The organism is Clostridiaceae bacterium HFYG-1003 (genome assembly GCA_024579835.1).
Classification (GTDB): domain Bacteria; phylum Bacillota; class Clostridia; order Clostridiales; family Clostridiaceae; genus JG1575.
This window is the reverse complement of sequence record CP102060.1, coordinates 2,655,944-2,670,307: the sequence shown is the minus strand read 5'-3', so window position 1 is coordinate 2,670,307 and position 14,364 is coordinate 2,655,944. Positions and strand designations below refer to the sequence as shown.

The 14,364-nt window shown below is 55.5% G+C and carries 13 protein-coding genes; 4 read left to right on the top strand and 9 right to left on the bottom strand.

Annotated features, from left to right (window positions below; all coding sequences use genetic code 11):
• Positions 1–41 precede the first annotated feature (41 nt).
• Together NQU17_11970 and NQU17_11965 are read left to right on the top strand one after the other, a co-directional pair.
• Positions 42–914 (top strand): HAD family hydrolase, encoded by an 873-nt coding sequence (locus tag NQU17_11970; GenBank protein UUM11361.1) that lies wholly within the window; start codon positions 42–44, stop codon positions 912–914.
• Positions 915–1,034: 120 nt separating this feature from the next.
• Positions 1,035–2,057 (top strand): DUF362 domain-containing protein, encoded by a 1,023-nt coding sequence (locus tag NQU17_11965; protein ID UUM11360.1) that lies wholly within the window; start codon positions 1,035–1,037, stop codon positions 2,055–2,057.
• 202 nt (positions 2,058–2,259) lie between these two features.
• On the opposite strand, the gene NQU17_11960 is transcribed toward NQU17_11965, so the two are convergent.
• The 7 genes from NQU17_11960 to NQU17_11930 all read right to left on the bottom strand — a co-directional run bounded on the left by NQU17_11960 (position 2,260) and on the right by NQU17_11930 (position 8,934).
• Positions 2,260–2,745, bottom strand: a complete 486-nt coding sequence (locus NQU17_11960) for a pyridoxamine 5'-phosphate oxidase family protein (GenBank protein ID UUM11359.1) — start codon at positions 2,743–2,745, stop codon at positions 2,260–2,262.
• A 113-nt stretch (positions 2,746–2,858) separates the two neighbouring features.
• Entirely contained in the window at positions 2,859–3,686 is an 828-nt protein-coding gene (locus NQU17_11955) for an endonuclease VIII (protein UUM11358.1), read from the bottom strand.
• A gap of 263 nt (positions 3,687–3,949) precedes the next feature.
• Positions 3,950–5,122: a M20 family metallopeptidase gene (locus NQU17_11950; GenBank protein UUM11357.1), complete on the bottom strand. Its 1,173-nt coding sequence runs from the start codon at positions 5,120–5,122 to the stop codon at positions 3,950–3,952.
• An 8-nt stretch (positions 5,123–5,130) separates the two neighbouring features.
• Positions 5,131–6,105 (bottom strand): transporter substrate-binding domain-containing protein, encoded by a 975-nt coding sequence (locus tag NQU17_11945; protein ID UUM11356.1) that lies wholly within the window; start codon positions 6,103–6,105, stop codon positions 5,131–5,133.
• Positions 6,106–6,174: 69 nt separating this feature from the next.
• Complete coding sequence (locus NQU17_11940) at positions 6,175–6,909, bottom strand: amino acid ABC transporter ATP-binding protein (protein UUM11355.1); 735 nt, start codon at positions 6,907–6,909, stop codon at positions 6,175–6,177.
• A complete protein-coding gene (locus NQU17_11935; GenBank protein ID UUM11354.1) occupies positions 6,893–7,618 on the bottom strand; it encodes an amino acid ABC transporter permease in 726 nt (241 codons plus the stop codon). The genes NQU17_11940 and NQU17_11935 overlap by 17 nt, the downstream gene beginning before the upstream one ends.
• 545 nt (positions 7,619–8,163) lie before the next feature.
• On the bottom strand, positions 8,164–8,934 hold the full coding sequence (locus NQU17_11930; GenBank protein UUM11353.1) for a DUF72 domain-containing protein: 771 nt from the start codon (positions 8,932–8,934) through the stop codon (positions 8,164–8,166).
• A gap of 303 nt (positions 8,935–9,237) precedes the next feature.
• Between NQU17_11930 and NQU17_11925 the strand changes: the two genes are divergently transcribed.
• Together NQU17_11925 and NQU17_11920 are read left to right on the top strand one after the other, a co-directional pair.
• On the top strand, positions 9,238–9,624 hold the full coding sequence (locus NQU17_11925) for a metallopeptidase family protein (protein UUM11352.1): 387 nt from the start codon (positions 9,238–9,240) through the stop codon (positions 9,622–9,624).
• Positions 9,625–11,032: 1,408 nt separating this feature from the next.
• Positions 11,033–12,403, top strand: a complete 1,371-nt coding sequence (locus tag NQU17_11920) for an alkaline phosphatase (GenBank protein ID UUM11351.1) — start codon at positions 11,033–11,035, stop codon at positions 12,401–12,403.
• A gap of 119 nt (positions 12,404–12,522) precedes the next feature.
• Here the strand turns inward: NQU17_11920 and cobI are convergent, their stop codons facing one another.
• Together cobI and NQU17_11910 are read right to left on the bottom strand one after the other, a co-directional pair.
• Positions 12,523–13,209: a precorrin-2 C(20)-methyltransferase gene (cobI, locus tag NQU17_11915; GenBank protein ID UUM11350.1), complete on the bottom strand. Its 687-nt coding sequence runs from the start codon at positions 13,207–13,209 to the stop codon at positions 12,523–12,525.
• Entirely contained in the window at positions 13,209–14,363 is a 1,155-nt protein-coding gene (locus tag NQU17_11910; GenBank protein UUM11349.1) for an ABC transporter ATP-binding protein, read from the bottom strand. The genes cobI and NQU17_11910 overlap by 1 nt, the downstream gene beginning before the upstream one ends.
• Position 14,364 lies beyond the last annotated feature (1 nt).

Sequence of the window (14,364 nt, the reverse complement as noted above, 5' to 3'; positions counted from 1 at the left end):
TATACTGATAGGAAGAGAACATATCCGGCAGGAGGAAATCAGTGACAGAGAAATATTTGGATCAGTTTTTAACACAGACCGCGGCAGGAAAACGGCCGGTGGTGCTGTTTGCCGATATTGACGGAACCTTGGTGGACAAGTCCCTGCAGGTTTCCGAGACCGACCTGGAAGCCATTCAGCGGTTTATCGCCGCAGGCTTCTACTTTACTCTGGCCACGGGCCGGGGCCGGATCAACGCGGAATACCACGTTCAGGCAGTTCCGTCCAACTTTCCGGCAATCTTTGCCAATGGCGCGACGCTGTATGACCGAACGGGCCGGCAGTCCATCATCGAGCATGAAATGGCTACCGAGGGGCTGGGGGAGCTGTTCCGGCGGCTGACTGTCTTCTATCCGGAAATCATGATTCAGGTGTACACGCCGGATCAGACGTATCTGGTCAGCCAAAGTCCGGATGAGGATCCCCGGGTGGTCGAGCATCATCCCTTTGTCCGGGCAGATTTTGGAGATGTGGAAGGTCAGCGCTGCAATAAGATCCTGTTCGGCCTGACGGATGAGAACTGCGACGCGGGCATGAGACTGGCCCATGAGTATGTCCGGGAGTATCTGCCCCAGCTTCGAGTCGTCAAGTCTCAGACCCATTATCTGGAGCTGACGCCCCGAGAGGTATCCAAGGGCAAGATGATCCGCTACATTCGGGAGAACAGCAGTGCCTTTGTCATCGCGGCCGGAGACTATCTCAATGACATCGAGATGATGCGGGAAGCCGAACTCTCCTATACACTGGCCAGTTCACCGGCTGAAGTTCAGGAGGCCGCTGACCGCGTTCTGGATTCGCGGCCGGGGCAGTTCGTTGCCAGGGTGATTGAGGATATTCTGTCCGAGTGGGGGAATCCGGCCGAAGCCGGGAAGTGACCAGCCAGGCGGGGCAATGCCAGGGCTGCGAGGGAATAGTCCAGTGAGCGGCAGCCGCTTTCAGGGGGCGGCTCGGGGAATGGTCAAAGAATCGTGTAGTAGTGAGCAGAAGGAGGAATTATGAGCAACGTTTATTTTATTCCGATGAAGCAGGCCGATGAGGCAGCCTTGTCCGAGGCGGCTGCCCGGCTGTTTGAGGAAGTGGTGGCCCGGGAAGAAGTGGAACTGGCCGGGGAGATCCCGCTGAAGGTTCATTTCGGGGAAAAGGGCAATGATACATTCCTGAGTCCCGGGTGCTATCAGGGAGTCATCAGCCGGCTCAAATCGCGCGGCATCACGCCCAGCTATATTGAGACCAATGTACTTTATCGGGGCAGCCGGACAACCCGGGACAGCCACATTGCGTTGGCCAGGGAGCATGGCTTTACGGATCTTCCCATCATCATCGCCGATGGCGATCACGGCGAAGCGGTGACGGAAGTGCCGATTCCCGGCAAAGTGTTTGATTCGGTCAAGCTGGGGGCCGGCTTTGCGCCTTATGATCAGTTCATCATCATGGCACATTTCAAGGGACATGCCGAAGCCGGTTTCGGCGGTGCCATGAAGCAGCTGGCCATGGGCTTTGCCGCCCGTTCCGGCAAAATGGCGCAGCATGCCACCGTCAATCCGGTGGTCAGCCAGGATGAATGCATCGCCTGCGGCGCCTGCGTGGAATCCTGCAATTACGGAGCCATTGAGCTGACCGAGACGGCCTTCATCGACCATGAGAAATGCGTCGGCTGTGCCGCCTGTGTGGCCGCCTGTCCGGTAGGCGCCATCAAGACCGACTGGGGCGCGAAGGATTTTACGGCCCGGCTGGCGGAATATGCCTACGGAGCTGGCTTTGGCAAGCGCAATATTTACCTGAACTTCCTGCTCAATGTCACCCAGTACTGTGACTGCTATGGCGGACACATGGAGCTGGTGGCTGATAACATCGGCGTCTTCGCCTCCACGGATCCCGTGGCCATTGACCGGGTCTGCATTGATCTTTTGCAGGAGCGGGAAGGCAAGCCTCTGTTTGACAACGGCCGGGAATCCCTGGCTCATGCCGAGGAAATGGGACTGGGCAGCCAGAAGTACGAGCTGATCACACTCGGTTAGCAGCAGATCATCTGTCCTTCGGACCATTTCAAGAAAAAAATCGTGCGGAAAGCGTAATGACCCGGCGCAGCGGCTCCATCCGGAGATTCAATGCGGCGCATTAACCATGTTGGTTTCCCATGAAAATAAGCATAAGAAAAAGTCCTTCGGGGAGTGACCATATCACTCCCCGAAGGACTTTCTGATGCCAGGGTCCGGCGGTTTATGTGCGGGCGCGGACATATTCAATGGCTTCCTTGCCGGTCAGATGATCCACATCGATGGCGAGGATCAGAGCAGCGGAGCAGCCAGCCACTTCCTTGGCTTTTTCTTCGTCCGGACGGTCTCCGGAGTATTTTTCCACCATGGCCCGGAATGCCTCGATCCGTTCGTCGCCGGCGCAGACGCGGACCCGTCCGAACGCAATGGCGCTTCGAAAATAGGTGGTGTACTCGGCACTGATGATGGTATCCTCATCGATGACGGTGAAACTGACTTTCGGGTTGCCGGTAATGGCATCGAGCTTATGGCCAGCCGCCGCCGAATGGAAGTAGATTCGGTCATTGTGATAGACATAGCTGACCGGCACACCGTAGGGGTAGCCGTCATCGCCGTGACAGGACAGGATGCCGTTGGTGCATCTGGCAAGAACAGTGTGGGTCGCCTCAGGGGACAGGAGCTGGCGCGCTCGGCGCATGGTTCGAAACATGAATTACCTCCCAGGGTTAATTTATTCAAATGCTAAGTTTGCGGGCTGTTTCATTCAAGAGTCATTCAAGGGGTCCTTTGATGATCATTCTATAGCCATTCGATCAATGATCATCAGATGGGCTGGCAGCGGGGACAGGTATAGATGCTGCCGCCCAGATAGCTCTCCTTGCGGATTTCGCCGCCGCACCGGGGGCAGCCCTCTTTCTGGTGGAGGCTGCTCAGGCTGGCACGGTAGCCGCCGCTTTGACCGAAGAGATCTTTCTCGGTATCCCGGCCGCCGGCATCAGCCATGGCCGCCAGGGTGGTCTTGATGGACAAGAACAGCTTCCCGGCAGCTTCGTCATCCAGGCTGGAGACCTTCTGCCTGGGATGCAGGCCGCAGGACCAGAGCAGGTCCTGCAGGACTCCGTTGCCCAGTCCGGGAATGCGCTGCTCGGTGGCCAGGAAGGCCTTCAGGCTGAGTTTCTGAACCGACTCTGTTTTCAGCAATGACTGGAACCAGGCCCGGTTAAACTCCGGCGTCAGGGGAGACGGTTTCGTCAGTGCGGCAGCCCGGTATTCATTGTCGAAGGTTCCGGGTTCGAAGCACCAGAGCATGCCATACATTTGGACGCTGGCGCTCAGGGCCGTTCCGTCGCGGAATTCCAGGAGGAGCTGGTGCTTCTTCGGCCGGGTGGCGGGCATTTCATGAAACCTCAGATTGACGCCGTCGGAAATGACCAGCCGACATCGGCCAAAGTCCATTTCCACCATACCGCCGTAAGCGGAAGCATCGTGGAGAGTGCAGCCGCACAGTCTATCGGGGTAAACGGCGGGATCCCCGTGGTAAAAGGCAAATTGATGCGGTGACTGGTTCACGGCTGCCGCGGCAACGGTTTTGCCGCAGACGGCCTGATTCAGCTGTCTGGCCAGGACCAGGGCTTCGGGCAGTTCGATCATAGTGTCCACCCCCTCGGAGTACATTCGGTGTTTCCGATGAAACACCCTGCTCCTTCCATTATAACCCCGCGGGGCGGGAACCGCCGGCGGGCGATTGAAATTCACCGGCTGGTCCATCCCCTGGTTCTTCGATCCGGCCGATGGGTCCCTTGATCGTCCGGCTCATCGGCCATCCGATGAAAAAGGGAGAACACCCGGCCTGGTTGGTCGGGTGTTCTCGTTGAATCAGGGATGCCCTGGCCGCTGAATCCCAATATTGTGAATCAGATCGGCTTGGAATCCTGAAATTCTTTCTGAACTTTGGCCAGAGCCTGGGGATCCGTCAGGAGCCGGAGACCCAGGAGGGCCAGACTGAAGGCTCCGTCCAGAAGGGCCTTTGATCCGGCGTCAGATACGGTGGCCGCGGCGAAATCACTGGTATGAGCCGGAACATCACTGCCGCAGATCTTGATTTTGCCCTGAATGGTCGGGCAGCGGTAGGAGACAGCCCCGACATCGGTGGAGCCAATGGGCTCTTCGACGATGGCTTCGATCTCAGTCAGGCCGGCTGTGGCAAAGGCTTCCTGCAGCAGCTCGCCCAGGGTGTAGTTCATCAGGCAGTCATCGTAGGCGGTTTCATACTGGAAGTGGCTGAATTGGACGCCGGCTGCCTGGGCAGCCGCCTGCGCGCTTGTCAGGGCTTTGGCTTGAACTTCCTTGCAGTAGGCCATGGAGGGAGCGCGGAAGTAGTAGTCCAGCTGGGCCGTTTCAGGGATCACATTGGCGGCTTTGCCGCCATCGGTAATGACGCCCTGGATGTTGGTGCCCGGCTTGACGAACTGGCGGAGCTGGTTCAGCAGGTTGAAGGTGGAGACGGCCGCATCCAGGGCGGAAGCACCTTCCCAGGCCCGGGAGGCATGGGCGGACCTGCCGTGGAAGACAAACCGTTCCGGAATCAGGGCCAGGGACCGTCCACCCAGCCCGTTGACGCTGGAAGGATGGAGCATCATGGCGCAGTCCACGCCGTTGAACAGGCCGGCCTCGGCCAGGCTGATCTTGCCCCCGAAGTTTTCTTCGGCCGGGCAGCCCATGACCTGCAGCGTGCCGCCGGTCTGGTCGATGACCTGCTTCAGGGCAGCGGCAGCAGCCAGGGAGATTCCGGCGATGAGGTTGTGGCCGCAGCCGTGGCCGACTACGGGCAGAGCGTCGTATTCGCACAGGTAGGCCAGCACCGGACCGGGTTTGCCGGAGTCATAGACTCCGACAAAGTCGGTGGGGGTGGCTGCTCCTTTGGTTACGCAAAAGCCCAGTCCGGTCAACATCTTCGTAAGCTGTTCCTGAGCCAGCCATTCTTCATTGCCGGTTTCCGGATGGTCGTAGAGATACCGGACCAGTTCGGCATACTGAGGATGGCTTTCTTCCAGGTAAGTCTTGATGGCTGATTCGTGGGACGTCATCGCGCCACCTATTCCAGAGCTTTCTTGGCCAGTTCCAGAGCTTCCTGGCGCCATTTTTCCATGGTGCCGTCGGCTTTGGCTGCTTCAATCACTTCATTGGCAACCGCGATCAGGGACTGATATTCTTCGCCCAGGGGGAAGCCGATGATGTTCTGATTGTATTTGCCTTCCGGATCCAGGTTGTAGGTTTCTTCCGGCAGGATGGTGAAATCAGGGAAGGTGGCCAGCATGTTGATGGCATTGTCTGTGGAGACAACCACCGCGTCCAGGTCTCCGGCGTTGAGGGCCAGAGCCAGGGCATCGAGCACGCCCATGAGTTTGACGTTCATGGCGTCGGTGACCGTGTAGGCCATTTCTGCCTGGATGGAGCCGGTCTGGGCTCCGATGGTGAGCTTGGCCGACTTGATTTCATCCAGCGTCTTGTATTTGGCAGCCGTTTCCTTGGTCATCATCAGACCGTGGAAGCCTTCTACGGATTCGTTGACAAATCCGGTGGAGAACTGCATGGACTGCTTCCGTCCTTCGGTATAGGTCAGTCCGGCAATGGCCATGTCGATCTGGCCGGCCTGGACATTGGAGAGAACACCCTGGAAATCGGTGGCTTTGATTTCAAGCTTGACGCCGATTTTGTCAGCGATGGCCTGTCCGAGCATCACGTCGGAACCGACGATCTGCTTGTTGCCGGAGGCATCGAGGATATAGAATTCATTCGGAGGATAGTCCGGGGAGGTTCCCATGACAATCTTGCCGGCTTTCTTGATCTGGGCCAGCTTATCATTTTCATCGGCCTGTGCCTGAGTGGTGGAAGCGCCGGTGGTGGATCCGCCGGTGGCCGGATCTGTGGCTGCGCCCTGAGTGGTTGCTGTCGGGGAGGTAGCCGGGCTGGTGGCGGGAGCGGTGGGAGCACAGCCGGAGAGAAGGGTTATGCCCAGAAGGAGGGCCGCCGAATTCATCATCATTTGCTTTATTTTAAGGTTAAACATGCTTCATACATCCTTTTTTAAATTTGTTTGTTTCTTTTTTTTTGATCCAGGATTGGGGAGGGTTTGGAATCAGTAACTCACCACATTGAGGAACTGTCGGGTTCTTTCCTCCCGGGGATTGTCCATGACATCCGCCGGGGGTCCCTCCTCTACGATTTGTCCGTCATCCATGAACAGAATGCGGTCGGCCACTTCACGGGCAAAGTTCATTTCGTGAGTTACAATGACCATGGTCATGCCATCCTTCACCAGATCTTTTATAACCAGGAGCACTTCCTTGACCATTTCCGGGTCCAGGGCGCTGGTGGGTTCATCAAAGAGCATCAGTTCCGGTTCCATGGCCAGTGCCCGGGCAATCGCCACCCGCTGCTTCTGACCGCCGGAGAGACTGGCCGGATAGACATCGCGCTTGTCGGAGAGACCGATGCGGGCCAGCAGCTTTTCTGCGGTAGCCTCGGCATCCTTCGGACTGAGCGATCGTACCAGGACAGGCGCCATGGTAAGATTCTCCAGCACCGTCATGTGCGGGAACAGGTTGAAATGCTGAAACACCATTCCCATTCGGCCTCGGGCTGTGGTCAGCTCCTTGGATTCCGGATCCAGGACGGAGAGGTCTTCCCCGTGAAACAGGATCTGGCCGGAGGTCGGCCGTTCCATGAGGTTAATGCAGCGCAGCAGCGTCGACTTGCCCGAACCGGAGGGTCCGATGATGGCAACGACTTCGCCTTTTTCCACGGTCGTGGAGACGCCCTTGAGCACTTCCAGGCTGCCGAATTGTTTGTACAGATTATTTATGGTCAGCATCCGTATTCAACTTCCTTTCCATGATGGCCATGAGCTGAGTCGTAACAGTGGTGAGGAACAGATAGATCAGCGCAACGACCAGGAGCGGCTCAAACGTGGAATACGTGGCGGCCTTGATGATGTTGCTGCTGTAGGTGACATCAAAGATGCCGACCGTCGAGACGATGGCGGATTCCTTGATCATGGTGATGAATTCATTGGCCAGGCCGGGCAGGATGACCTTGACCGCCTGGGGGATGATGATCTTGCGCATGCTCTGGCTTCGGGAGAGTCCCAGGGACAGTCCGGCTTCCATCTGACCCTTGTCGATGGAGTTGAGTCCGCCGCGCAGGAGTTCGCTGATGTAAGCGCCGGAGTTAATGGCCAGGGCGACGACGGCGGTGATGAATTCCCGCGAGCCGTAAATACTGCCCAGAAACGGAAGTTCCGGCAGCCGGATTCCGATCTGAGGCAGAGCGTAGAGCCAGATCAGTAGCTGGACCAGCATGGGCGTGCCTCGGATGATCTGGGCATACAGGTCCGCGATGACGTTGAGGACGCGGTAGCGGCTTCGTTTCATCATGGCGGCGGTCAGGCCGAGAAGGCTTCCCAGGATGACCGTGATCAGGGACAGGACGATGGTGACCACCGTACCCTGAATGAACACATTGGTCCAGGGGATCAGTTTGGAAAAATCGATGACGATTTTCGACGCGTATATATATGACATAATTTCAGCTCCGATACATAATATTAACAATATATGAATAATTATACATAACGTCAGGGAGCGGTCAAGTGCTTTTTGGGGGATTTCATTCAGAAAAGGCAGGATTTGAAATCAAACCGGCAAGAAAAGCCGAATAGAATTGGCGAATTGAATTAATAAAAATGCAAAAACGATGCAAATTATACAGTTGAGTATCCTTTACTTCAAAAAACAATGAAAATTAAACAAATGATGAAATGACAGGATCCATTGCTCCATCAGCGTTCCTGAGCAGGCTGTCCACCAGCTCTCCAGGGAATTTCAAGAGAATTTACTGGAGACTTGGCCGAAGCCTGACTGGAGCCAGAGTGGAACCAGACCGGAGGGATATCCGGACTCTCCCGAAGCCTGACTGGCGGTATTAAGATGGAATAAAAGCAGGATTATGCATCTGACAGGAGAGTGGAATCGAGGGGAAAGGATTTGCGATGGCGCAGGAACCTGAAAATCACTCCATCAGGGAAAACTCTGAGAAAACATCAATCCGGCCTGACAGAACAGAGTGGCTAAAGATCCATCGTCAGCTGATGAGTTTCTTCCGGAACCGGCTGACCCAGAATCTGCATGAGATAGCGGCTGTTGTCGCGGGCTCCCTGGGTGGCGGTATTGTCAAAGTAGATCCAGGCAGGGGCTCTGGCATCATCCAGCCATTCCTTGAGCCGATTCAGCTGATCCTTTGAATAAGGCGTATGGTACATGCGCTTCAGACCGTGCAGACGCAGGTAACTCTCCGGGTGAGGGGCAATCCACTCGCAGGGCCATCGCCCGGGAGAGCTGGAAATTACCTGGGTTGCCTGGCGGCGCGCCAGTATTTCCGCCGTGCCGGGTTCATACCAGGTGGAATGGCGGAATTCCACCGCGATGCCAGCCGAAAGGCCGGATTCCCGAAGGATTTTTCGCATGGTCGAAAGAAAACCGTCCAAAGCTGCCGGATCAGCTGCAAGGCTGGGCGGCAGCTGAACCAGAAACCAGGACAGCTTGTCCCCCAGCTGCGCGAAGCTCGTCAGAAATTCGCTGAGTCGGGCAGTGGCTTCCAGTGGCAGGCGCAGTCCAAGATCATGGGTAAAGAGACGATTCAGCTTAATGCTGAAGCGAAAGGCCGGCGGCACCGTATCATGCCAGTTTTGAATGGTTGCTTCGGAAGGAAACTGATAATAGGTGGAATTGACTTCCACGGTATCGTAGATCTGGCTGTACAGCCGCAGCTTATCCTTGGACCGGATGCCCGCCTCATAGAGGCTTTGACTGTCCCAGCCCGCCAGGCCAATATGAATCATAGCAACTCCTTTCAGGGGGAAATCGAATCCCGCAGGTGACCTGATTTTTGTTCCATAAAAAACGAACTCTCGAGCTGATCAAGGTTCGGATCAGAGATCCATCATAAGTTACAAAGATCTTTTTTGTTGTCTCCAGGTGTCTGTATATATTTAATGTAGCTTTTTTTTATCAAAGAGGGTCAGGCATTCTCGAAAATTTCATGGATTCAGATCACTTTGTGGTACGATTCTTGTATAAGAGGGCGAGGTATCCGAAGGTACATTGACCCACGCCCCCGATTCAACGACCTCAGGAGGTGAAGCATGGAATCCATCGATATCGATCGTGCCACAGAGCTGTTGACTGAGCTGGCCGATGAACTCCCCGACGAAATTTTCAGCAACTTGAATCTGGGCATTCTGGTGTCGGAAGAAGTCCGCTACAGTCCGGAATCCTCTCCCGGAGATCCGCTGTACATGCTGGGGCAATACTCCAGAAACCGAATGGGACGTCAGATCGTGATCTTCTATGGCAGTTTCCAGAAAGTTTTCGGTCATCTGGACGAAGTCCGGCTGAAAGAGCGTTTAAAGGAGACCCTGCACCACGAACTGCTCCATCATCTCGAGAGCCAGGGCGGGGAGTTTGGGCTGGAGTTTGAGGATCACCTGCGCCTGCAGTCATACCGGGATCGGGTTCGCCGCCAGACCTAGCAGCAGTCCACTCCAACCAGCCTCACACACAAATACAAGGTTCGCGAGGAATTTTTCTCAAAAGGGCGAAATCCTGCATAAAAAGGAAGCATAAGTCTGGCGAGACCTGATTTTCTAAGAAGGCTTGTTAAGTGCGCTTAATAATAGCACGCTTTACAAGCCTTCTTAGAATTAAGATAAAAGTTCAAACGAGTATTAGTTCGGAAAAACGAAAAAGGAGTTGTTGCTCATCTAGTTACCTAGTTATGCAACAACTCCCTCAGACAGACTCCATATAATTGGTGATCTGGTGGGGTTCGAGGGTGAGACTACCCGGACAGCTTAGCCAATAAAGCAATAAAAATAGGCGGAAGTCTAATACACACTCGAAACAAGAAATTCTGAATATATATTTGCATAGGATGTTGAATACGCTAATCGTTAACGCCTGCGTTTAAGTAAGATGCCTGTTTATCAGGAACAAGTATTCTTGCCCGTTCAATTGATAGTGACTGGATCTTGATATTTCTAAAATCATTTCATCAAAACTAATTATTTTTGTAGGGGAGGTTCCTGATTCCATGAAAGTCGCTTGTAGCCGGTTTGAACAGGTAACATTACGAACAACAATAATAATAGTAAAAAATACCTTAATTTAAATATTTAATTATTTCTCCTTGTCAGGGGACGATACAAGTCCATTAACGGAAAGTAACAAGCCGATAACGATACAGGATATTCTGATAACTTTGTTTACAGATTCAGTCTCTATCGGACGTGTGAAGATTATACTGTCTAAAAATGGTACCATCACAATTACTAAAGCAAACAGAATCGAAACAATTTTCCTATTCACAATACCACTCCTTTTGTATGTAATTAACAACAATAGATGAAGATCACCATTAATACCCTCCTCTGATTTAATAGTAGAGGGGAAACTAAAATTTAGAGATTTAGAGATTTAATGATATTAATTCACATATTGTTAAAAAATAATTTATAAATAAAGATGGTTTCATCCAGAACATACTGGTCGTCTAAATGGAACAGGTTTTATCAACTCGAGCCATGAAACCGTATGAAACCAAAAGCAAAGAATGGCTCAAGATCAGTTCCTTTTTCCTCCACAGCGGATCAGGCAGCCCGGTCGTCTCAGAAATGACGACCGAATGATACGATACGGCACCTGTTTCTCGAATTCAGTTTTTTTGGGGGGTCGGTGCAGGGTCGTGGGTCTGAATCAAGGTTGGCATGAAGTGGAATCAACTGATTGATCTTTCATAATCGCAAGTTTTGCCAAGGATTTAGGGAATTTCAATAACTACCGTCTGGAAGATTAACCTCCAATTTACTTGATGAGAACATGGGCATCACATGGCAAAGCTAGAATATCCTTGTACGAAACGAATGAAACGGAGGAACAAGGATGTTGAACTGGAAAAAAATGATGGCTCTGGCGGTGACGGGATCCCTGGTTATGGGATTGGGCGGCACCAATGCGCTGGCTGCCAGAAAGACGGCAGGAAAGGGTCAGACGGTGCGCAATGTGATCCTCATGATCGCGGACGGCTGGGGCGAAAACCAGATCCTGGCGGCCAACTACTACCATGCAGGACGGGATGGGCAGGCGATCTATCAGAACTTCCCCACCGCCACGTTTATGAGCACTTACTCGGTGGGAAGCTACGATCCTTCCCAGGCCTGGTCAGACACTGACTACATCAAGCACCGGCCCACGGATTCAGCGGCGGCCGGAACGGCCATGTCCACCGGCGTCAAGACCTATGATGCAGGCATTGGCGTGGATATCAACCGCCGGGAACTCAAGCATGTTGGCCAGTATTTTGAGGAAGCGGGCCGCTCCACCGGCGTAGTATCCTCAGTGCAGTTCTATCATGCGACTCCGGCCGCATTCATTGCCCATGACGTCAACCGCAACAACTATAATACCATCGCCGCTGAGATGATCAATGAGTCCGCTGCGGACGTCATCATGGCTCCGGGTCATCCCATGTTCAATGACAACGGACAGCCCGCCGCTCCCAGTTTCAAGAATCTCAACGCCATGCACGAAGGCGGGAAGGCGGTCGATGGGGAGACACTGTGGAATAACCTGACCCAGGGCCATGCCGGTGCAGATGCGGATGGAGACGGTCAGACCGATGCCTGGACCTTCATCGAAACAAAAGCCGAGTTTGAAGCCATGACCCGGGGGGAAACCCCGAAGCGCGTATTCGGGGTGCCTCAAGTGGCATCCACCCTGCAGCAGGGACGCGGCGGCGATGCCAAAGCCGCTCCGTATGCGGTTCCCTTCAACCAGAATGTCCCGGATCTGGCCACCATGTCCCGGGCTGCCCTCAACGTGCTGGATCAGGATGAAGACGGACTCTTTCTGATGATTGAAGGCGGTGCCATTGACTGGTCGGGGCATGCCAACCAGCTTGGCCGAAACATCGAGGAAATGAATGACTTCAATGCCGCCGTCGAGGCCGTGGTGGACTGGGTGGAAGAAAACTCCAGCTGGAGTGAAACGCTGCTCATCGTGACCGGTGATCATGAGACCGGATACCTGTCGGGCTCACCCGATGCCCTGACTCCGGTCCGCAGCAACGGTCAGGGCCAGCTGCCCGGTGTGTACTGGCTCTCCGGCGACCATACCAACCAGCTGATCCCGCTGTATGCCAAGGGACCGGGTGCTCAGCTCCTGAAGAAATATGCCGACGAGCGCGACGCAGTCCGCAAGCGCTACCTCGACAATACCGAAATCGTCCCGGCAGTCCTGGATTTGCTGGATTAATCGGATTCCACATCAAACGAAAAAGCAAAAAATGCCCGGAGCTCATCCCCCTTGGGGGAGCAGGCTCCGGGCATTTCTGTGTCCGGGCATTTCTGTGTCTGGGACATCACCGGTTCCGGTCAGGGCGCGATCAGGAGGGTCGAGAAGTAGCTGTCACAGGTCACTTCCTCAATCCGGGGAAAAGCCTGTTCCGTGGGGAGGCCGCAGTCACTGACCAGGGCTGCCCGGTCGGTCAGGCCCTGTCTGGCCAGGAGTTCCAGAACCTGGGGCAGGGACTTGCCGGACTTCATCACGATTTTTCCGCCCGGCAGGGCCAGGGCGGCTTCCAGATCTTCCAGGGCGCCGGGCAGGATATGCAGTGGTTCATTCATCTCGGTCAGGCTGCGGTTGAGCCGGGCGGCACAGGCGCAGAAGCTGGTCACGCCGGGGATGGTTTCCGCCGTCCAGCCGTCGTCGAGAAGAATTCGGCACAGGTAGGACCAGGAGCTGTAGAGCGAAGCATCGCCCAGGTTAAGCACCGCCACATCCGCACCGGTTCCGAGATGGCGCGCAATCTGGTCTGCGACCGCGCGGTAGGCTCGTTCCCGCAGTTCGGGATCCCGGGTCATGGGCAGGTCCAGGTATTCCACCGCCTTGGCAGCCAGATCCACCGCCCCGGCGGCGATGGACAGCGCCAGGGAGTGGGCACCGGAGGTCCGGGGCACAGCCAGCACCGGACACAGCCGGATGCGCTCGGCTGCTTTCAGGGTCAGCAGGGACGGATCTCCCGGCCCCACGCTGACGCCATACACAATTCCATGTTTCATCAATCATCACTCCATTTCCGGATTATTAAGTCAGATTGGCAGGGGAGCTCATCGGCACCGGACACAACCGGCAGGCCGAGTGATCGGGCCGCTTCGGCCAGTTCACGGTTTGGCAGGTTCAGTTCGCCGTACCGATTCAGGCAGTTGATCACCGCGCCACATTGCTTCAGCCGGTCGATGGCCTGCCGCAGGAGCGCCGGGCGGATGGGCTCAAAGCTCTGCTCGGCAATGACCTCGCCGGCCAGATCCCGCGCCAGGCTGAAGTCCACGTCATTTTCATGCAGGATGCCGGTGGCAAACGGAATGCCTCGCTGCTGCAGCGCCCGGTACTGCGGGATGCCGGTTCCGCCGCCGGCGATGACAAACACCCGTGGTACTCCGCCGGGGCGGGCCAGTTCAAAGCTGCCGAAGCCCGGGTTGTAGCTGCCGTCAGTCAGACCGAACAGTTCCCGGATCCGGTCGCCGCCAAAGACTTCCCGGGGGCTGCCGATGTGGGCAATCGCTCCGTCCTTGACGCACAGAACCAGATCCGAAGCCTTCTGGGCCAGTTCCAGTTCGTGCAGCGACATGATGACCGTGATGCCCCGCTCCTTTGCCAGGGACCGTAGAATGCCCAGAAGTTCCAGCTTATAGCGGATATCCAGAAAGGAGGTGGGCTCGTCCAGTACGATGATCCGGGGTTCCTGGCAGATCGCCCGGGCCAGCAGGATTCTCTGGCGCTGGCCATCGCTGATCCGGGTAAAGTCCCGCTCGGCCAGGGGCAGGGCATCCACCAGCTCCATGGCCCCGAAGACAGCGGCCCGGTCTGCCGCGGAGAGGATGCCCAGGCGACCGGTATAGGGATAGCGGCCGGTGGCGACAACCTCCCGGCAGGTCATAAGTTCCGGTTTGAGCCGATCGGTCCAGACCACCGATACCTGCCGGGCCAGGTCGAGGCTGGACATTTTGGCGATGGCCCGCCCATCGATGCTCACCGTTCCGCCCAGGCTTTTCAGCTGACGGGTGAGGCTTTTCAGGATCGTGGACTTGCCCGAGCCGTTGGGTCCGATCAGGGTCAGAATCTGCCCCCGCTCCAGGGACAGGCAGATGTCCCGGATCAGCGGGACTCCGTCGTAGCCGACGGTGAGACGGTCCGTTTTGAAAAAATCAGTCATG

Excerpts from the sequence above, each read along its gene's own strand:
- NQU17_11965 (UUM11360.1), top strand. The coding sequence starts at position 1,035 with ATGAGCAACGTTTATTTTATTCCGATGAAGCAGGCCGATGAGGCAGCC.
- NQU17_11960 (UUM11359.1), bottom strand. The coding sequence starts at position 2,745 with ATGTTTCGAACCATGCGCCGAGCGCGCCAGCTCCTGTCCCCTGAGGCG.
- NQU17_11955 (UUM11358.1), bottom strand. The coding sequence starts at position 3,686 with ATGATCGAACTGCCCGAAGCCCTGGTCCTGGCCAGACAGCTGAATCAG.
- NQU17_11950 (UUM11357.1), bottom strand. The coding sequence starts at position 5,122 with ATGACGTCCCACGAATCAGCCATCAAGACTTACCTGGAAGAAAGCCAT.
- NQU17_11945 (UUM11356.1), bottom strand. The coding sequence starts at position 6,105 with ATGTTTAACCTTAAAATAAAGCAAATGATGATGAATTCGGCGGCCCTC.
- NQU17_11940 (UUM11355.1), bottom strand. The coding sequence starts at position 6,909 with ATGCTGACCATAAATAATCTGTACAAACAATTCGGCAGCCTGGAAGTG.
- NQU17_11935 (UUM11354.1), bottom strand. The coding sequence starts at position 7,618 with ATGTCATATATATACGCGTCGAAAATCGTCATCGATTTTTCCAAACTG.
- NQU17_11930 (UUM11353.1), bottom strand. The coding sequence starts at position 8,934 with ATGATTCATATTGGCCTGGCGGGCTGGGACAGTCAAAGCCTCTATGAG.
- NQU17_11925 (UUM11352.1), top strand. The coding sequence starts at position 9,238 with ATGGAATCCATCGATATCGATCGTGCCACAGAGCTGTTGACTGAGCTG.
- NQU17_11920 (UUM11351.1), top strand. The coding sequence starts at position 11,033 with ATGTTGAACTGGAAAAAAATGATGGCTCTGGCGGTGACGGGATCCCTG.
- cobI (UUM11350.1), bottom strand. The coding sequence starts at position 13,209 with ATGAAACATGGAATTGTGTATGGCGTCAGCGTGGGGCCGGGAGATCCG.
- NQU17_11910 (UUM11349.1), bottom strand. The coding sequence starts at position 14,363 with ATGACTGATTTTTTCAAAACGGACCGTCTCACCGTCGGCTACGACGGA.